The sequence below is a fragment of the Mycobacterium venezuelense genome, from assembly GCF_054919535.1.
In genome coordinates this window covers 125629-144616 of the sequence record NZ_JBONDW010000020.1, presented here as the reverse complement: position 1 = coordinate 144616, position 18988 = coordinate 125629, and the positions used below count along the sequence as shown (strand labels likewise).

The window sequence follows — 18988 nt, the reverse complement described above, 5'->3', positions numbered from 1 at the left end:
GGAACAGGAAGGCCGGCTACGTGCAGACGGCGCCGACCGCGGCCGAGCCGACCAGCTTGGTGTACTTGGCCAGCACGCCGGTGGTGTAGCGCGGGGGCAACGGCTCGAAACCTTCCTTGCGAGCTTCGAATTCGGCCGGGTCGACGAGCACGTCGAGCGTGCCTTTGGCGACGTCGAGCCGGATCCGGTCACCGTCACGCAGGAAGGCGATCGGGCCGCCGTCGACGGCCTCGGGCGCCACGTGGCCGACGCACAGTCCGGTGGTGCCGCCGGAGAACCGGCCGTCGGTCATCAGCAGCACGTCCTTACCGAGCCCGGCGCCCTTGATCGCGCCGGTGATGGCCAGCATCTCGCGCATGCCGGGACCGCCCTTGGGACCCTCGTAGCGGATGACGACGACATCGCCCGCGGTGATGGTGCCGTCCTCCAGCGCGTCCATCGCGGCCCGCTCGCGATCGAAAACCCTTGCGGTGCCTTCGAACACGTCGGAGTCGAATCCGGCGGACTTGACCACGGCACCCTCGGGGGCCAGCGACCCGCCGAGGATCGTGATGCCGCCGGTCGGGTGGATCGGGTCGGCGAGCGCACGCAGCACCTTGCCGTCGGGATCCGGCGGGGCGATGTGCTCGAGATTCTCGGCCATGGTCTTGCCCGTCACGGTCAGACAATCACCGTGCAGCAGACCGGCATCGAGCAGGGCCTTCATCACCACGGGCACGCCGCCGATGCGGTCGACGTCGAACATCACGTGCTTGCCGAACGGCTTGACGTCGGCCAGGTGCGGAACCTTGGAACCGACGCGGATGAAGTCGTCGAGCGTGAGCTTCACGCCGGCCTCGTAGGCGATCGCCAGCAGATGCAGCACGGCGTTGGTGGATCCGCCGAAGGCCATCACGACCGCGATCGCGTTCTCGAAGGCCTCCTTGGTCAGGATGTCGCGCGCGGTGATGCCACGGCGCAGCAGCTCGACGACGGCCATACCGCTCTTGCGGGCGTAGCCGTCACGACGGCGGTCGGTGGCCGGGGGAGCGGCGCTGCCGGGCAGAGACATGCCGAGCGCCTCGGCGGCTGAGGCCATGGTGTTCGCGGTGTACATACCGCCGCAGGCACCTTCGCCGGGACAGATGGCGCGCTCGATCGTGTCGACGTCTTCGCGCGACATCAGGCCGCGGGCACACGCGCCGACCGCCTCGAACGCGTCGATGATCGTGACGTCCTTTTCGGTGCCGTCCGACAGTTTGGCCTTGCCGGGCAGGATCGATCCGGCATAGAGGAACACGCTGGCCAGGTCGAGCCGCGCGGCGGCCATCAACATGCCGGGCAGTGACTTGTCGCAGCCGGCCAGCAGCACCGAGCCGTCCAGGCGCTCAGCCTGCATGACGGTCTCGACGCTGTCGGCGATCACCTCACGGCTCACCAACGAGAAGTGCATGCCTTCGTGGCCCATCGAGATGCCGTCGGACACCGAGATCGTGCCGAACTCCATCGGGAAGCCGCCGGCCTCGAACACGCCTTCCTTCACGGCCTTGGCCAGGCGGTCGAGCGAGAGGTTGCACGGCGTGATCTCGTTCCACGACGACGCGACGCCGATCTGGGGTTTGGCGAAGTCCTCGTCACCCATGCCTACCGCGCGCAGCATTCCGCGGGCAGCGGCCTTTTCCAGGCCGTCGGTGACGTCGCGACTGCGGGGCTTGATATCGGGTTTGGCATCTGAGGGCGCAGAAGACATAGCTGCAAGTATGCCCCCGGGCGTTTACCCCGGCCAAACCGATATGCATACCCCGGTGGGGTACCGGTATGCTGATGTGATAACGCGACGACAATGAGGCGGATGGTGGAACGTGGCTGACGAGTCGGTACTGCATGGCTACTCGCCGCAGAAAGAAAACTACGCGAAGCGGCTGCGCCGCATCGAGGGCCAGGTCCGCGGCATCGCCAAGATGATCGATGAGGACAAGTACTGCATCGACGTCCTGACGCAGATCAGCGCCGTCAACAGCGCTCTGCAGTCGGTTGCGCTTGGCCTGCTCGACGAGCACCTCGGGCACTGCGTCACCCAGGCCGTCGCCGAAGGCGGCGATCAGGCCGACGCCAAACTCGCCGAAGCGTCGGCCGCCATCGCGCGCCTCGTGCGCTCCTAAGCGCCGAGTTCGCGCTCGATCCGTTCCACCTTCGCGGTGAGCTGCCCGGTGTAGCCGGGACGGATGTCGGCCTTGAGCACGAGGCTCACCCGCGGGGAGACTGCCGCGACGGCCTCGACCGCCCGCTTGATCACCGCCATCACTGTGCTGAAATCCGCCGCCCACTACCTCTGATGTTCGTGAACATCGCATTGGTCTCGCTCGGCAGACCCGACTCGCGCACCACCCGCACGGCTTCGGCCACCGCCGGGCCGACACTGCCGGAGTCGTCGCCACCCGTGGGGCTGACACTGAAAGCAACAATCACGCCGTCGATTCTGCGCGGTCGAGGCGTTACCGTGACAGCCAGATGACCGTGGAATCGCCGACGACGGCAAACCCGTGGACGCTGCGCGTCACCGTGCAGCTCACGGTGCTTGCGGCCGCGGCATTCGTCTACGTCACCGCCGAGATCCTGCCGGTCGGCGCGCTGCCCGCGATCGCCATCGACCTTGCGGTCAGCGAGGGTCTGGTCGGCACGCTGATGGCCGCTTACGCGTTGGTCGCCGCGCTCACCACCGTGCTGCTCGTTCGCGTGACCGCGCACTGGCCGCGTCGCCGCACGCTCCTCCTGACATTGCTGTGTTTGACGGTCTCCCAAATCATTTCGGCCCTCGCGCCGAACTTCGCGGTGCTTGCCGGCGGGCGCGTGTTGTGCGCCCTCACCCACGGCCTGATGTGGTCGGTGATCGCGCCGATCGGTGCCAGGCTCGTGCCGCCGAGCCATGCCGGACGGGCGACTGCCGCCGTCTACGTCGGTACTGCCCTCGCGTTGGTGGTCGGCAACCCGCTGACCGCGGCGCTGAGCGCGCTGTGGGGATGGCGTCTTGCGGTGGCAGCGGTGGCAGTGACGGCATTCGCGGTGACGCTTGCGGCGTGGGCGACGCTGCCTGCGATGCCATCGACACACGACGTCGCCGCCGCGAATCGCAAGCACCGGCGTAACGGGCGGCTACTCACGCTGTCGGGGCTCACGCTTATCGGCGTCACGGGACACTTCATCGCCTACACGTTCATCGTCGTCATCATCCGCGATGTCGTCGGCGTACACGGCGCGCATCTGGCGTGGCTCCTGGCGGGCTACGGCGTCGCGGGTCTGGTCGCGATGGCCGCGATGGCCCGGCCCCTGGACCACTGGCCGAAGGCCTCGGTGGTCGCATGCCTGGCGGCGCTCGCGGTGGCCCTCGCGGCGTTGACAGCGCTTGCGCTCGACCACCGGCCGGGCCTCGGCACGGTGCTGCTGGGCGCGGTGGCGGTCGTGCTGTGGGGTGCGGCCTCGACCGCGCTGCCACCGATGCTGCAGGCGTCGGCGATGCGCTCTGCCCCCGACGACCCCGACGGTGCTTCCGGTTTGTATGTGGCCGCATTCCAGGTCGGCATCATGGGCGGCGCGCTGATCGGTGGCGGAATCTACGACCATGGCGGCTTGGCTGCCATGATCGGCACCGCCGCCGCGCTGATCATCGTCGCGATGAGCGGTGTGCTCGTCACCCGAGGGCTGTTCCGAGTTCCCTGCGCCACCGGCGACAAGTAACGCTTGACACGCACCCAACGATCAAGATCGCAGTTCAGCGCCGTGGACTCGGCCGATGTCGGAGAAAGGCGGCCTCTCGCGGCGGTAGCTGGTCTCCGCGCTGTGCGACACTGGAGCGAGTTGTGCTGTCTGGAGGTAACGCATGCCGAAATCGGCAAAACGCAGACTGATCACCGCACTCATGGCAGCGGGATTGGTCGGCGGACTGGTCACGGCCCCGTCCGCACTCGCAGAGCCCGTACCGCCGCCACCGCCGGCGCCGATCGATCCGGCAGCCGCGCCGGGCCCGGTCGTACCGCCGCCCGCCCCGAATCCGTTCGCGTTCCCGCCGCCGGCTGACCCGTTGGCGCCGCCCGCGACCGCAGCTGATCCTGCCGTGCCGGAGCCGGTGAACAACTACGGCGCGCCGGCCGTCCCCATCGAGGGCACGCCTGCGGGTCAGAACGCGGAGCCGTTCACCGGCCAGCCGCCGTTCCTGCCGCCGTCGTTCAACCCGGTCAACGGCTCGATGGTGGGCGTCGCCAAGCCGATTTACATCAACTTCCAGCGGCCCATCGCCGACCGGCAGATGGCCCAGGACGCCATCCGCATCACGTCGAACCCGCCGGTGCCCGGCCGGTTCTACTGGGTCACCGACACGCAGCTGCGCTGGCGCCCGCAGGACTTCTGGCCGGCCAACACCGTGGTGAACATCGATGCCGCGGGCACCAAGTCGAGCTTCCGCGTCGGTGACTACCTGGTGGCGACGGTCGACGACAGCACCCACCAGATGGAGATCATGCGCAACGGGAAGCTGGAGAAGACCTTCCCGGTGTCGATGGGCAAGAACGACGGCAAGCACGAGACGAGGAACGGCACCTACTACGTGCTCGAGAAGTTCCCCGATATCGTGATGGACTCGTCCACGTACGGTGTGCCGGTCGACTCCGCCGAGGGCTACAAGCTCAAGGTGCAGGACGCCGTCCGCATCGACAACAGCGGCATCTTCGTGCACAGCGCCCCGTGGTCGGTGGGTGACCAGGGCAAGCGCAATGTCAGCCACGGCTGTATCAACCTCAGCCCGGCCAATGCCCAGTGGTTCTACGACCAGTTCGGCAGTGGTGATCCCGTGGTGATCAAGAACAGCAAGGGCGGCTTGTACGACCTGCCAGACGGTGCGTCCGACTGGCAGATGTTCTAGAACGAGCCGTGAAAAGCGTCCGATCCTGTTGGGTCGGGCGCTTTTTCGTTACGCGGGGCGGTCGTACGCCGGACGACCAAGCGGGGTTCGAGTAGTACGTCGAGACGTTCGGTGCGGCCGTTGTCGAGACGCCCCACGACGGCCTGCACGGCGCGCTCGGCCTGCTGTCTGGGTTCCTGGCTGACCGTGGTCATGTCGATGTGCGCCAGCCGGGCCAGCACACTGTCGTCGTAACCGGTCACGGCGATGTCGCCGGGCACCTCGATGCCCGCGCGCAGCAACTGGTCGAGTAGCCCGATGGCGCTTCGATCGTTGACGGCAACCACCGCGGTGGGCAGTTGGGGCCGCCGTAGCAGGGCGTGCGCGGCCGTCATGCCGGCATTCTCGGTGAGGTCTCCGGCGATGATGTCGATCTCGTCGGACAGGCCGTGGCGTTTCATCGCTCTGAGGTATCCGGCTTTGCGGTCGGCTGAAATGGTGCCCGATCCGCCGCTGAGATGGCTGATCTTCCGATGCCCCGAAGCCACGAGATGGTCGACGACTCTTGCGATCCCACGTCCGTCGGCGGTCCGGACGACATCGACGCCCTGACACGCGGTCCGACGGCCCACCACCACGATGGGCGCCCGCTGGGGGAGGTCGGCGAGCTCGCGTTCGGACAGTTCCGGACCGAGCAGGATCAGCGCCTCACACCGGAAGCTCAGCAACGTCTCGAGCACCGCCGGCTCCTGATGAGTCGGCGTGACCGCACCCAACACCACCTCGTAGCCGTGTGCGTCGGCCTCGGCGACGATGTCCTCGACGAGCTCGGCCTGAAAAGGGCTGCGGATGTTGGCCATTACACCGATGAGATGGGTCCGGCGCGCAGTCATCAGCGCCGCCGCGCGATTGATCCGGTAGCCCAGCTCATCGGCGGCCGCAAGCACGCGCTGACGCGTTTCGGCACTCGGGCCCTGCGCGTTGCGGAATACCAGCGAGACGAGCGCCTTCGATACCCCGACCTTGTCGGCGATGTCCTGCATGGTCGGCTGATCGCGATTGGCGGGCATACATCTCCTCTGCCGCTCGGAGGCTTGACAGCGCCCTGTGATGCCGAACATAGTAGCTGACTTAGACCGGTCAAATAGATCGGTTCAAGAAGGAACGGAAACGGAATCGTGAAACTCGGCGTCTACACCGCGATATTGCACGCGCTGCCGCTGCGCGAAGCGCTGCAGGTCATCGCCTCACTCGGCCTGACCGGTGCCGAGATCAACGCGGGCGGCTTCCTGCCGACTCCGCATCTGCCGGTGGCCGAGCTCCTGTCGGGCGACGTGACGCCGCGGCAGTACCTGTCGGAATTCGACGGCACCGGAGTGTCGATCGCCGGGTTGAACTGCAACGGCAACCCGCTGCACCCCGACCCCGACGTCGGGCCCGAAGACGCCGACGACCTACGCAACGCGATCCGGGTCGCCGGGCTGCTCGGAGTCGACCGCGTGGTCACGATGTCCGGTCTGCCGCAGGCCCATCCCGGTGGTCAGTGGCCGGCCTGGCACGTCAACACCTGGGACTCTGGCTACCTCGACTCGCTGGACTACCAGTGGGACGAGATCGCGGTGCCGTTCTGGACCGAGATCGATGCGCTGGCGAGGGAGAACAGGGTCAAGGTCGCCATGGAGATGCATCCGCAGAACCTGGTGTTCAACCCACCCACGCTGAAGCGCCTCGTGGACCGCACCGGTGCCACCAACATCGGTGCCGAAATGGATCCGTCACACCTGTTCTGGCAGGGCATCGATCCGGTCGCCGCCGTCGACTGGCTCGGGCCGTTGGTGTTGCACGCCGCGGCCAAGGACACCCGGATCAACGACAACTGCCGGATCTACGGCGTGCTCGATGAGCGGTTCACCCGAATCCCGTTGGACCAGAATCCAACCGGGCTCGGCGGCAAGCACGTCGTCAACAAATGGCCTGAGGATTCCGCATGGGACTTCGTCGCTGTCGGCCGTGGTCACGACATCGACTTCTGGACCCGATTCCTGCAGGCGCTCGAACGGGTCGACCCGGGTATGTGGGTCAACATCGAACACGAGGATGTCGCGTTCGGCCCGCTCGAGGGCCTGCAGGTGGCCGCCGAGACGCTCAGGTCCGCCGACTCTGCGGCCGTCGGGTGAGACCTCGGCCGGTCAGTTCCAGATACGCACGCGCTGAGCGGGCTCCAGGTAGAGCTCATCGGATTCGCTCACGTCGAAGGCCTCGTAGAACGAATCGATGTTGCGGATGACGCCGTTGCAGCGGAACTCCGGCGGGGAATGCGGATCGACCGCCAACCGCCGGATCGCCTCAGCGTCACGGGATTTGGTGCGCCACACCTGAGCCCAGCCGAAGAACACGCGCTGCACGCCGGTGAGCCCGTCGATCACCGGAGCCGGCTGACCCTTGAGCGACAGTTGGTAGGCCAGCAGGGCGATCGACAACCCGCCGAGGTCGCCGATGTTCTCGCCGACGGTGAAGGCGCCGTTCACATGGTGTGACGGCTCAAGGCCACGCGGCGTGAACTTCTCGTACTGCTCGATGAGTGCCTTTGTGCGAGCGCCGAACTCGGCCCGGTCGGCGTCGGTCCACCAGTCGACGAGGTTGCCGTCACCGTCGTACTTGGCGCCCTGATCGTCGAAGCCATGCCCGATCTCGTGACCGATCACCGCGCCGATGCCGCCGTAGTTGGCTGCGTCGTCGGCCTGCGCATCGAAGAACGGTGGCTGCAGAATGGCTGCGGGAAAGACGATCTCGTTCATGCCTGGGTTGTAGTAGGCATTGACCGTCTGCGGCGTCATGAACCACTCGTCGCGATCCACCGGTCCGCCGAGCTTGGCGAGCTCGCGGTCGGAGCTCACGACGTAGCCGCGGCGGTAGTTCCCGTACAGGTCGTCGCGCTCGATCACCAGCGCCGAATAGTCGCGCCAGCGGGCCGGATAACCGATCTTGGGGGTGAACTTGTCGAGCTTGGCCAGCGCCTTGGCCCTGGTCTCCGGTGTCATCCACTCGAGCTCGTTGATACTGACCCGGTACGCCTCACGGAGGTTTGCCACCAGCTCGTCCATGCGGGCCTTGGCCTCGGGCGGAAAGTGCTGCTGCACATACAGCTTGCCCAGCGCATCGCCCATCAGGTTCTCCACCACAGACACCGCGCGCTTCCACCGGTCGCGGATCTGCTCGGTGCCGCTCAGCGTGCGGCCGTAGAAGGAGAAGTCCTCGGCCACGAGATCGTCGGTGAGCAGTGCGGCACGTGAGTGGATCACCCGCCAGCGCGCCCAGGCCTTCCAGTCCTCGAGGTCTTCCGACGACCACAGCGCCGCGAATGCCGTCAGGAAATCGGGCTGACGCACGACCAGCTCGGTGACCTTGTCCGGTGTCGCACCCAGGGCCTGCACCCAACCCGACCAGTCGAAGCCGGGGGCATCATCGGAGAGCTCGGCGAACCGCCGAAGGTTGTAGGTGAGGTCGGCGTCGCGGCGCTTGACCACATCCCAGTGGGCTGCGGCGATCTTGGATTCCAGCGCTACGATGCGCGCCGCGGTCTCGGCCTGGTCCCCGCCGTAGACCAGCCCGAACATGCGGGCGATGTGCTGCGGGTAGCCGGCCAGGATCTCGGCGTGCTGCTCGTCGCGGTAGTACGACTCGTCGGGCAGCCCGATGCCCGACTGGCCCATGTGCAGCAGGTACCGCGTCGAATCCTTGGAATCGGTGTCGACATACACGCCGGTACCGCCGCCAACGCCGGTGCGCTGCAGCCCGCCCAATACGACGGCGAGCGCGGCCGCGTCCGGAGCTTCGTCGATCAATGCGAGTTCGTCGAGCAAGGGCTGCAGACCACGCGCGGCGATCGTCTGCTCGTCCATGAAGCTGGCATAGAGATCGCCGATGCGCTGTTCATCGGTGCCTTTATCGGCGCCCGACTCAGCTGCTTCGGTGATCAGATCCCGGATCTGCTCCTCGGCGCGGTCGTAGAGCGAGCGGAACGCGCCATCGGTGGCCCGGTCGGCGGGAATCTCGTAGTCGGTCAACCAGCGGCCGTTGACGTGGCCGAACAGATCGTCTTGAGGGCGGGATTGCGGGTCGACATGGCTCAGGTCGATACCCGACTTGATGGCTTCTACCGTCACCCCGACATTCTTCCAGACGCCTCGGCGGTGGCCGGGGGCTTGCGGCGCACCGGTACCCTCACGGCCATGCCAGACGCTCCCAGCAAGGACGGACCCGACGAGGCCCCCGACCGCGGTGACGGATTGTTCACCGCTTACGGGGTCGCGTCGGCAGTGCTGGGAGTCGTCGCGGTGGTCGCCGTCGTGCTTGCGGCGATGATCTGGTCAGGGCACCGCGGCGAGACCGCCGAGCGTAACTATCAGACCCGCGTGCTGCAGGCCGCGGCCGACTGGACCGGCGTGCTGATCAACATGAACGCCGAAACCGTCGAAGCCGACATGCAGAAACTGCACGAGGGCACCGTCGGGCAGCTCAACACCGACTTCGATTCCGCCGTGCAGCCGTACCGGGACCTGGTGCAGCGGCTCAAGTCGAGAACCACCGGGCAGATCGACTCGGTGTCCATCGAATCCCTCTACCACCCGCCCACCGGGCCGGACGGCGCCTCGCAGCCCGCGCCGCCGCCCGGATTGAGCGGCATGGTGTCGCGTGTGGACACCGTGCTCGTGGTCGCCACGTCGGTCACGGAGAACGCCGGCACCGACAAGCCTCAAACCGTGCGGTGGACGCTGCGGTTGGATGTCTCGGACGTCGACGGGGCGCTGATGATCTCGCGACTGGAGCCGATCCGATGAGAAACCGACTGCGGGTACTGGCCTTCGACATCGCCGCACCGATGGCCGCGATCGCCGCACTCGTGTTTCTTGGTGTCGCCCTGGCCTGGCCGTTGTGGTGGGTCTCGGTGTGCTCGGTGCTGTGTCTGCTGATCGTGCAGGGCGTTGTGGTCAACATCGTGCTGGCGCGACGCGACGGTGTCACGGTCGGCACCGACGACGACGGACCGGGTTTGCGGCTCGCGGTCGTCGGGGTCGCCACCGCCGCCCTGGTCGCCTCGGTGATCGTGGGATACCTGCGCTGGACGGTGCCCGACCGGACCTTCGACCGGGACCGGGACGAGGTCGTGCGGATCGCAAGCAGCGTCTCGGAGGCCACCGCGACGTTCACCCCGCAGAGCCCGACGGCGTCTATCGACCGCGCAGCCGATCAGATGTCGCCGGAACGCGCCGAGGCGTTCAAGAACGAATTCGCCACGGTGGCAAAGGAATTGACGAGCAGGAACGTCTCGGCGCAGGCCAGCACGATATCGGCGGGCGTCGAGGCGCTCGGGCCGCAGGCGGCGAGCGTGGCCGTGGTGCTGCGCGGTACGCAGAGTGTGCCCGGCAAGCCAACGGACAACGCGGTGCTGGCGCTACGGGTTACGTTGAGCAAGTCCGACGGCCGCTGGCTCGTCGATAACGTGACACCGCTGCACTCGCGGTGAGCGATTACCGCCGCTACTTCGCAGCGCGCTGCGCGGCGATCTTGGCGAAGCGGTCCGAAAGCCGCTGCATCCGCAGCAACAGCGACGCCGGTGGGCTGGTCTTGCCCTCCAGATACGTCGCGAACGACTCGTTGGAAACCCCGATGCGCGACGCGAACTCCTGCGGTTCGAGCTTGGACCGCCGCAGCATCGCCTGGATCTGGCGGGCCACCTCGGCCCGCTCAGTGGCCTCGAGATGTTCGCGGGTGCGCACGAGCACCTCGGACAGGGCCTTGGACACGCCGTAGGGCCGCGCGGTTTCGAGCACTTCCTCGACCTGGCGAGCGGTGCGGCCATACGGGTCGCGCTTGACCGCGGCCACGATGCGCTGCCACACCGTCATATCGTCGGTTTCCAGCGCGGCGCGGATCGCGGCGGTGGGCCAGTACTCGACCGGCCGGTCATCGAACGGGGGCTGGCGCGGCGGCTGCTGCTGGGCACCCTGCGGCGGCTGCTGCTGGGCGCCCTGCGCCGGTCGCTGACGCGCATTTTGCGGGCGCTGCCCCTGCGGGCGCGGCGCCTGGGAGCGCTGGGCCGAGGACCGGCCCGAAGACTGTTGACTCGGCGGAACGCCTTCGCGACGCGCATCCCGCGCAACCCGAACGTCGGGGGCCAACGTCACTTCGCCTCCTCCAGCATTGCTACCGCAACCGACAGGCAACGCTGCCTGACCTTTGCCCAGTCTGCAGCCGCATCGGGGCCCGACATTCTCACGTCGTGCTCGTCGGACGGCTGTGGGTCGGCCAACCGGCGTACCAACTGGGTGGACACCCATCGATTCCGTGGGTGCTGCCCACAGTAATACCGGTCCATGCCCGACAACACCAGAGCTGCAGTTTCAGTTTCCATCGACTCGACGAGATCGGCAAACTCGGCATAGTCGCGCGTGCTGTTCCGGCACATGATCAGATAGCCCTTCAAGCGCAATGTCTCCGCGCCCGTCGGGATCTGCAGCCGGTCCCCGGTGGGCAGCTGGACGTTGGTGGTCTCGACCGGGCCGCGACGCTCGACGGGTGCCCGCTCCGCATCGGCCTCGGTTTCGAGCGCGTCCACCGCAACCGAGAGCCGGCCGCGCCACATCGTCACCGGATGCACGCCGGGCGGGCACGGTCTGGCCTTGCCAGGGCGTTGCGAGAGTCGCGTGGTGGGCTGGTGGCAGCCGCTGAACGCCAATGGGTCGGTGACGATGATGGTTTGCGGCGCAAGGCTTTTCATCCTTGCCGCGGTGCGGACCATCATGCGCAGATCGGCTCCCGACGGGCCGAGCGCCGAGATGTCGTCGGGGATGATCACCAGATCGGTGACTTCGACCTTGGGCAGCGGTTTCTCGAAGTCGACCTCGGGCAGCAACCTGTCGAGCCAGCGCGGCAGCCACCAGTTCCACTCGTCGAACATCGCCATGAGCGCGGGCACGAGGACCAGCCGCACGATCGTGGCGTCGACTGCGATCGCGACGGCACAGGCCACACCCAGCTGTGCGACGAGCGGCATACCGGCAAATGCGAAGCCGATGAAAACCGCGATCATGATCAGGGCGGCGCTGGTGATGGTGCGGGCGCTGGTGCTGACGCCGTATGCGACGGCGTCGCGGGTGTTGTTCGTCTGCAGGAACCGCTCGCGAATCCGGGTGAGCAGAAAGATCTCGTAGTCCATCGACAGGCCGAACGTCATGGCCAGGACGAGAGGAGGGATGGTGCTGTCGAGTGAGCTGATCTTCTCGAAGCCCAGCTTCTCGAACCAGCCCCACTGGAAGACGACCACGAGGCTGCCGTAGGCCGCGGCCACCGACAGCACCGTCATCAGCACGCCCTTGAGCGCCAGGAACACCGACCGGATCGAAACCAGCAGCATGACGAACGCGATCATCGCCACGAACGCGAACACGAGCGGCTGCGTGGCCGACACCCGATCGTCGAAGTCTTTGATCAGCGCCGTGGGGCCGCCGACGGCCACGGACACGTCGGGGCCGGCAGCGGCGGGCAGCTCGGCGCGCATCCAGTCGACCGCCTCACGGGCGGCCATGTCCTCGGGATCGACGGAGAGCACCGCCGACAGCAGGGCACTGTCGTCGTTGTCGGAGAACACCGGCGGCTGCACGGTCACGACGCTGGGCGCCTTGGTCATCTGCTGGCGCACCGCGTCGAGCGTCGCGGTGCCCGCGGGCCCGGACGCGTTCCCGTCGGGGAACGTCACCAGTACGCGCACCGGCCCGAGCGCGCCGGGCCCGAGCGCGTCGGCCGCGGCGTTGACACCGCCACGGATCTCGTGGGTCGGCTCGAACTGACGCTGCATGCTGTTGCCGAGCACCATCCCGAAGGCGGGCGCGGCGAGCGTCAGCAGCACCACCACGGCACCGAGCGCCGACGCCCACGGGCGCCGCATGACCGCTCCGGTCCACCGGGTCCAGAAGCGTGACTGCGAGGCCTCGGCGCGTCGTGACCAATGCAGATATGACGAGCGTTTGGCGGCCGCGCGGCCGAACGTCGCGAGCACGGCAGGGGTCAGCGTCGTCGAGGTCAACACCGCGACCGCGACCGCGAGGATCGCGCCGGTGGCCATCGACACCAGAACCGGGGTGTTGATGAGATAGATGCCGGTGACCGAGGCGATGACCGTAAGGCCGGACAGCGCCACCGCCAGACCTGACGTGGCCATGGCCGCGTCGGCGGCGTCGGCGGGTTCGCGGCCCGCGCGCAGTTCCTCGCGGAAGCGCATGAGGATGAACAGTGAGTAGTCGATGGCCAGGGCGATGCCGAACATCGACACCGTCGACGTCACGAACACGCTCATGGTCGTGTACATCGACAGCAGATAGACCAGACCCATCGTCACCACGACCGTGCAGATGCCGAGCACAAGCGGCAGCGCGGCGGCGGCGAGCGACCCGAACACGGCGAGCAGCACGATCAAGACGATCGGCAGGTTCCACTTCTCGGCCTGGGCGATGTCGGTCTTGATCGCCCCCGATGCGGCCGCACTCAGCGCCCCCTGACCGATGACGTAGTACTTGACCTTGCCGTTCTCGCTCTCGCCGGGTTCCTCTCCGTGTATCCCGACCTTCTGGCGCAGCTGTTTGGCGACGTCAGTGGCTCCGGTGTTGTCGAAGTCCAGCTGCAGGGTGATGACGTAAGGCCGGTCGGGCTGTGGCGCGGGCTGCTGCGGATTGGGCACGATCTTGACGCTCGGCACCTCGGAGGCGACCTGCTCCAGTCGCACCACCGCGGCGTTCATGTCATCGAACGACGCATCCGCACGCGGTGCGGCAACCAGGGCCAACGGCGAGGCGCCCTGATCGGGAAAGTGTTCTTCGAGTTGCCGCTGTACCTGCAGCGACTGCGAACCCTCGACCTCGGCACCGCCACCGGTCAGATTCGACGACTGATTGAGTGCCAGGTAGATCGAAGGCACCAGTAGCAGCAACCACGCCGCGAACACCGCCCAGCGGAATCTGCGCAGGCTGCTGCTCAAGCGCATCATGAACTGCTGGATGCGAGGCCCCTTCTTTCTCCCCCGGCGGCGTTGCGTCAGCGTGAGCGTACCTCCACGGGAGTATGGTGGCCCGCCGCTCTCCGCATCTGAGATCGCTCTGAGATGTGCGATCCGTTACTTGTGGGGTTGCTAACGGAAGTGGCTGGCCCGGCGACATAGATGGCAAGATGGCCCCTGATCTACATAGGCGTCGGGGAGCTGAGATCAGTCATGCCGCCGATCGCAGCGTTTGCGAAGGGGTTGACGTTCGCAAACTTGAAGGAGCGCTTCCATGAGACCGACCAAGGGTGAACTGCGTCGCAAACTGGCCGTAGCATTCGCGGCCACCGCAGCCGGAGGCGCCGCCGTCGCCGCGCTCCTTGGCCCATCGGCGACCGCCGCGTCCGACCCATGTGCGGCCAGCGAGGTGTCGCGGACGGTCGGCAAGGTGGCTACCAACACCGGCGACTACCTCGACTCGCATCCTCAGACCAACCAGGCGTTGACGACGATCCTGCAGCAACAGGCCGGGCCGCAGACACTGGCTTCCCTCAAGGCCTACTTCGATGCCAACCCGCAGGTGGCCAAGGACATGCAGCAACTGCAGCAGCCGTTGCAGAGCCTGGGCCTCAAGTGCAAGCTGCCGGTCACGCTCCCGCAACTGCTCGGCCTGATGCAGGCCGCTCAACAGCAGGGCGCCACGCTGCCCGGTGGTTTGCCAGGAGGGCTTCCCTCGGCGCAGACCGTCGGTGTACCGAGTGCTGCCGTTCCGGCCCAGTCGTCACCGGCGTCGGCCGTGACCCAGGGCTCGGGCCCGCTCCCGGGGCCCGCTGCAGCAACCAGCCGCTAGACAAGAGCCGGTCGCGTCGCCCGCAGCGGCCCTTCTGAACTGCGGGTTCAGACGTTCTCACGATTCGTTAAGCACAAGGCAAGAAACTCTCCACAGATTCTGCTTAGCTTTCCTAAGCCGGTAACCGTTTGGCGTTACGGCCATCCACATCCGATGAAGGAGCTTGACCATGTTGCTCTCGGCCCGAAATGCCCGGCGTGTAGTAGCTGGCGCGGCCGGCGCCGGCGCACTCGCCGGTGCGATGCTGTTCGGTGCTATCCCGTCGGCCCTGGCCGAACCGGCGCCCAATCCCCCGAACTGCACGGCCGCTGATCTGGCCGGTGTGGCCGCCGGGGTGTCGGCATCGACCTCGGCCTACCTGTTCACCCATCCCGACGTGAACAACTTCTTCACGAGCCTGGAAGGGCTGCCCCGCGAAGAGGTGCGCACCAAGGTCCACGACTACCTGGAGCAGAACCAGCAGGTGAAGGCCGAGCTGACCGGCATCCGTCAGCCGCTCGTCGACCTGAAGAACCGCTGCGGTACCGCTCCGGCGCCTGAAACTCCGTAGTCCGAGTGCGGGCGGAAACCATCCCCGCCAGCGGCGAAGGACCACTCACGCCCGAAGGCGTGAATCGAACGGTGCTGATGGTCGACGACGACCCGGACGTCAGGACCTCGGTTGCCCGCGGATTGCGGCATTCGGGGTTCGACGTTCGGGTTGCGGCGTCCGGCAAGGAAGCGTTGCGGCTGCTGTCGAACGAGTCGCATGACGCGCTCGTCCTGGATGTCCAGATGCCTGAGCTGGACGGTGTGGCCGTGGTCACCGCGCTGCGCGCGCTGGGCAATGAGATACCGATTTGCGTGCTGTCGGCCCGCGACACGGTCAACGACCGCATCGCAGGCCTGGAGGCGGGCGCGGACGACTATCTGACCAAACCGTTCGATCTCGGCGAACTGGTGGCGCGATTACACGCGCTGCTGCGCCGTGCGAGTCATTCCGATCGGCCCTCCGACACCATGACCGTCGGGCCACTGACCATCGACACCGCCAGGCGTCTGGTGTTCGTCGGCGGTGAGCGCGCGGATCTGACCAAGCGCGAGTTCGACCTGCTGGCGGTCCTCGCCGAGAACGCCGGTGTGGTGCTGTCCCGGCAGCGGTTGCTGGAACTCGTGTGGGGCTACGACTTCGACGTCGACACCAACGTGGCCGACGTGTTCATCTCCTACCTGCGGCGCAAGCTCGAGCGTGAGGGCGTGCCCCGGGTCATCCACACCGTGCGCGGTATCGGATACGTGTTGAGGGAAGAGGCGTGAGAGCCGAGCGCGGGGCGCACGTCTAAGTGCGGCTCTTCCGTTTCATCCGCTCAGCGTCGCTGCGCACGAGGGTGGCCGTCGCGTCCGCCGCCGCGGCTGCAGCGGTCGTCGCGGCGTTCACGATCCTGACCTCGCTGGTGCTCGTCAACAACGACGCCGCGCAGCTCGACCGTCGGCTCGATTCGATCGTCGACGCGAGCATCAACCCGGAGCATCTGCAGGATCCGCGCCGCGGCGTGCTCACCACGGGCCGGTCGCGGTCGACGGGTCAGGTGGTGTTCCAGCGCGGCTTCCAGTTACCTGCGCTGCCGCCGGGCACCGAGACCGTGCAAGTCAACGGCGTCGACTATCGCGTCCGTACCATCCAGGTCGACCAGCAGGGCGGCGTGCTGATGTCGATCGGCATCCGCGCCGACAGTATCCTGTTGAGCGCCAACAGGATTCCGTTGTACGCCGCCGTCGGGGTGCTGACGGTGCTCGTGGCGGGAGGGCTCGGCTGGCTGCTGGCGGGGCCGGCGATCCGGCCGCTGCGCAAGCTGACCGAACACACGTCGAAGCTCGGCAGCGGCACCGAGACCATGCCCGAAGTGCGTGGCGTGCGCGAGGCCGAAGATCTCTCCGAGGCGATGACCGGGATGTTGACCCGGCTGGCCGCCGCGCAGCGGGCCACCACGAATTCTCTTCAGGCAGCGCAGGATTTCGCCGCCAACGCCGCGCATGAGCTGCGCACGCCGCTGACCGCGATGCGCGCCGACCTCGACACCCTGCGGATCCACAACCTGCCCGAGGACGAGCGCGACGAGGTGGTCGCCGACCTGTCGCGCGCCCAACGGCGCGTCGAGGCCATCATCACCGCGTTGGGCCAGCTGGCCTCGGGGCAATTGGCGCAGGCCGAGGATCGCGAGCTCATCGACATCACCGACATGCTCGATCGGGTGGCCAGGGAGAACAGCCGACCCGGCGGGCCGGTCCGCATCGACGTTCAGGTCGCCGACGACGTCGGTCTCGTACTGGGCTGGCCGGGCGGTCTGCGGATCGCCGTCGACAATCTGGTGCGCAACGCCATCACGCACGGCGAGGCCACGCGGATCGTGCTGGCCGCGCACCGCAGCGGACAGGTGCTGACGATCGTCGTCGACGACAACGGCCGTGGTCTGCCCGTCGAGGAGCACGAAACCGTGCTGGGCCGGTTCCGGCGTGGCAGCACCGCCGTGAGCGGGGGATCGGGTCTCGGCCTGGCACTCGTCGCGCAGCAGGCCCAGTTGCACGGCGGTGAGATCCAACTGTCCGACGGCCCGCTCGGCGGGTTGCGGGCCACCCTGACGGTTTCACTGAGCCTCGCGACGCCGCTCGCCGAGCCGGGTCAGCCGGACTGAGCGCGGCGGCGCACTCCCGCGAGCGCCGCGCGCCAGCCCAGCAGCAGCACCCCGGTGACAAGCGAGGCCACGACGATGAAGCTGGCCGCCACCCCGGCCGACGTGAGCTTGCGCAACAACATCCCGATCACCACCGTGCACACCCACACCGCAATCCCGGTGGGGGCCAACGAGGTCGGACGCTGCCAGCCGCGGGACACCAGCCAGCCGACGCCCGTGCCCACCAGGAACGGCCACGCGGTCTCGGCGACCCCGGCCGCGGTGATGCCCTCGTCATGGCTGCGGCGTCCGATGGTGCAGAACACCACCACGCAGACGACGTCGGTGAGAAGCGAAAGGGCGCTAGTTCGTCGCATAGGTCATCACGTCCAGTACCAGTGGGCTGACTTCGGATTGGTCGCGGGCCGCGAAGCCCGGCTGCAGCGTAGCGGGTCTGCCGTCGAGCAGCGGATCGAGCGCGCCGGTGTTGGTGAGCCGGGAGTCCAGCCGGAAGGATTTGAGGACGAACGGTAAGCCGTTGGACGCCAGGGGGTCTGGGCCATCCATCACATGGAAGTGCAGATGCGGCGCATCGGAGTTGCCGGAATTGCCGAGCGCGGCGATGACCTGTCCGGTGCTGAGCTGATCGCCTGCCTTGACCTTGAGGCTCTGCGGTTGCAGATGGGCGTAGAACGCGTAGTTGCCGTCGCCGATGTCCTGCACGATGTGATTGCCGCCGTACTCGTTGAGCGCGAGCCCGTCGGGCGCCACGCCGGGCGTCTGCTCGGGCAGGCCGTCGAGCACCGCGACCACCGGACCGTCTGCCACCGCGTGGATCTCGGCACCGAAGTAGGGGTAGCTCTCGACCTTGGCCTTGTCACCGGAGAACAGCAGGCGGTCGGCGCCGAGCTGAACGTAGTCGATGGCGAATCGCTCTGCGGCCCAGACCTTTCCGTTGATCGGGTTGAGCGCCATCCGGTGCGGCGTCATATCGCAACAGCTGTTGGCGTTCACCCAGTCCTCACCGGCGAGCGGCGGGGAGATCGACACCGGCTTGCGGGTCTGCACCGACACCGGCGCGATCGTTTCGGTCAGATCCGGCGGTATCAACGGAGGCATAGGTTTGGCCACGGTCACGCCGACGGCGTGGGTGAGCTCGGTGGGCACCTGTCCGGGATCGTCGGCGACCACGTCGAGCCACACATAGGCGCTCTGCCCCGGTCCGAGCACATTGGCCCCGGTGGCCGGATTCCCGATCAGCCGAGTCCAATACTTGAGGCTGTCCCCGGACAGGGTCAGCAGCTTGCGGTCACCGGCCAGCGCGCTCACCGACGTCAGGGTGACGTTGCTCGGCATCGTGTTGGTCAGCATCAGTTCGTAGGCCAGGTGAGTCCGCCCATCCGTGGCGGGCACCGGAACCGGTTCTGCCAGAACCGATCCGATCACCGGCGTCGCGACCGGAGGCGGGGTGGTGGTCGTTGCCGATTCCGGCTGTGAGGTTTCGGCCGACGAGCACGATGTCAGCGCGAGCGCGAGCAGCGCCGTACCGGACGCGAGGGTTCTGACCCGCATGCTGTCTC

General features: G+C 67.3%; 17 protein-coding genes and 1 pseudogene. 10 read left to right on the top strand and 8 right to left on the bottom strand.

Going from position 1 to position 18988, the window contains the following annotated elements; translation table 11 throughout:
- Positions 1-16: 16 nt before the first annotated feature.
- Positions 17-1729 carry a dihydroxy-acid dehydratase gene (gene ilvD / locus ACRCUN_RS27565; protein WP_462144794.1) on the bottom strand — a complete coding sequence of 571 codons (1713 nt, stop codon included), beginning with the start codon at positions 1727-1729 and terminating at the stop codon, positions 17-19.
- Between the two features lie 130 nt (positions 1730-1859).
- Here ilvD and ricR point away from each other — a divergent pair, with 130 nt between their 5' ends.
- Positions 1860-2141 (top strand): copper-sensing transcriptional repressor RicR, encoded by a 282-nt coding sequence (gene ricR / locus ACRCUN_RS27560; protein WP_267312667.1) that lies wholly within the window; start codon positions 1860-1862, stop codon positions 2139-2141.
- Here the strand turns inward: ricR and ACRCUN_RS27555 are convergent.
- Positions 2138-2448, bottom strand: a pseudogene (locus tag ACRCUN_RS27555) (thiamine-binding protein). The gene ricR and the pseudogene ACRCUN_RS27555 sit on opposite strands and share 4 nt — an antisense overlap.
- A 42-nt stretch (positions 2449-2490) precedes the next feature.
- On the opposite strand from ACRCUN_RS27555, the gene ACRCUN_RS27550 reads away from it, so the two are divergent.
- A complete protein-coding gene (locus tag ACRCUN_RS27550; RefSeq protein WP_462144793.1) occupies positions 2491-3714 on the top strand; it encodes an MFS transporter in 1224 nt (407 codons plus the stop codon).
- 142 nt (positions 3715-3856) lie between these two features.
- Positions 3857-4894 (top strand): L,D-transpeptidase, encoded by a 1038-nt coding sequence (locus ACRCUN_RS27545; RefSeq protein ID WP_462144792.1) that lies wholly within the window; start codon positions 3857-3859, stop codon positions 4892-4894.
- Here the strand turns inward: ACRCUN_RS27545 and ACRCUN_RS27540 are convergent.
- On the bottom strand, positions 4891-5943 hold the full coding sequence (locus ACRCUN_RS27540; protein WP_462144791.1) for a LacI family DNA-binding transcriptional regulator: 1053 nt from the start codon (positions 5941-5943) through the stop codon (positions 4891-4893). The genes ACRCUN_RS27545 and ACRCUN_RS27540 overlap by 4 nt on opposite strands.
- 108 nt (positions 5944-6051) lie before the next feature.
- On the opposite strand from ACRCUN_RS27540, the gene ACRCUN_RS27535 reads away from it, so the two are divergent.
- Entirely contained in the window at positions 6052-7050 is a 999-nt protein-coding gene (locus tag ACRCUN_RS27535; protein ID WP_462144790.1) for a sugar phosphate isomerase/epimerase family protein, read from the top strand.
- A 12-nt stretch (positions 7051-7062) separates the two neighbouring features.
- Here ACRCUN_RS27535 and ACRCUN_RS27530 read toward each other — a convergent pair whose 3' ends face one another.
- On the bottom strand, positions 7063-9039 hold the full coding sequence (locus ACRCUN_RS27530) for a M13 family metallopeptidase (protein ID WP_462144789.1): 1977 nt from the start codon (positions 9037-9039) through the stop codon (positions 7063-7065).
- 66 nt (positions 9040-9105) lie between these two features.
- Between ACRCUN_RS27530 and ACRCUN_RS27525 the strand changes: the two genes are divergently transcribed.
- Complete coding sequence (locus ACRCUN_RS27525) at positions 9106-9714, top strand: Rv1363c family protein (protein WP_462144788.1); 609 nt, start codon at positions 9106-9108, stop codon at positions 9712-9714.
- Positions 9711-10400, top strand: a complete 690-nt coding sequence (locus tag ACRCUN_RS27520; protein WP_462144787.1) for a hypothetical protein — start codon at positions 9711-9713, stop codon at positions 10398-10400. The genes ACRCUN_RS27525 and ACRCUN_RS27520 overlap by 4 nt, the downstream gene beginning before the upstream one ends.
- A 13-nt stretch (positions 10401-10413) precedes the next feature.
- Here ACRCUN_RS27520 and ACRCUN_RS27515 read toward each other — a convergent pair whose 3' ends face one another.
- Positions 10414-11061, bottom strand: coding sequence for a hypothetical protein (locus ACRCUN_RS27515; protein ID WP_462144786.1), 648 nt, complete (start codon positions 11059-11061; stop codon positions 10414-10416).
- Complete coding sequence (locus ACRCUN_RS27510; RefSeq protein ID WP_462144785.1) at positions 11058-13916, bottom strand: MMPL family transporter; 2859 nt, start codon at positions 13914-13916, stop codon at positions 11058-11060. The genes ACRCUN_RS27515 and ACRCUN_RS27510 overlap by 4 nt, the downstream gene beginning before the upstream one ends.
- A gap of 283 nt (positions 13917-14199) precedes the next feature.
- Here ACRCUN_RS27510 and ACRCUN_RS27505 point away from each other — a divergent pair, with 283 nt between their 5' ends.
- From ACRCUN_RS27505 to ACRCUN_RS27490, 4 genes are all read left to right on the top strand, one after another.
- A complete protein-coding gene (locus ACRCUN_RS27505; protein WP_462144784.1) occupies positions 14200-14757 on the top strand; it encodes a hemophore in 558 nt (185 codons plus the stop codon).
- 169 nt (positions 14758-14926) lie between these two features.
- Positions 14927-15307, top strand: a complete 381-nt coding sequence (locus ACRCUN_RS27500) for a heme-binding protein (RefSeq protein WP_462144783.1) — start codon at positions 14927-14929, stop codon at positions 15305-15307.
- Positions 15308-15384: 77 nt separating this feature from the next.
- Positions 15385-16053, top strand: a complete 669-nt coding sequence (locus tag ACRCUN_RS27495; protein WP_462144805.1) for a response regulator transcription factor — start codon at positions 15385-15387, stop codon at positions 16051-16053.
- Positions 16054-16079: 26 nt separating this feature from the next.
- Positions 16080-17429 carry a HAMP domain-containing sensor histidine kinase gene (locus ACRCUN_RS27490; protein ID WP_462144782.1) on the top strand — a complete coding sequence of 450 codons (1350 nt, stop codon included), beginning with the start codon at positions 16080-16082 and terminating at the stop codon, positions 17427-17429.
- Here ACRCUN_RS27490 and ACRCUN_RS27485 read toward each other — a convergent pair.
- Both ACRCUN_RS27485 and ACRCUN_RS27480 read right to left on the bottom strand, forming a co-directional pair.
- Positions 17417-17785 (bottom strand): DUF3054 domain-containing protein, encoded by a 369-nt coding sequence (locus ACRCUN_RS27485; protein ID WP_462144781.1) that lies wholly within the window; start codon positions 17783-17785, stop codon positions 17417-17419. The two genes, ACRCUN_RS27490 and ACRCUN_RS27485, sit on opposite strands and share 13 nt — an antisense overlap.
- Entirely contained in the window at positions 17772-18980 is a 1209-nt protein-coding gene (locus ACRCUN_RS27480; protein WP_462144780.1) for a M23 family metallopeptidase, read from the bottom strand. The genes ACRCUN_RS27485 and ACRCUN_RS27480 overlap by 14 nt, the downstream gene beginning before the upstream one ends.
- Positions 18981-18988 lie beyond the last annotated feature (8 nt).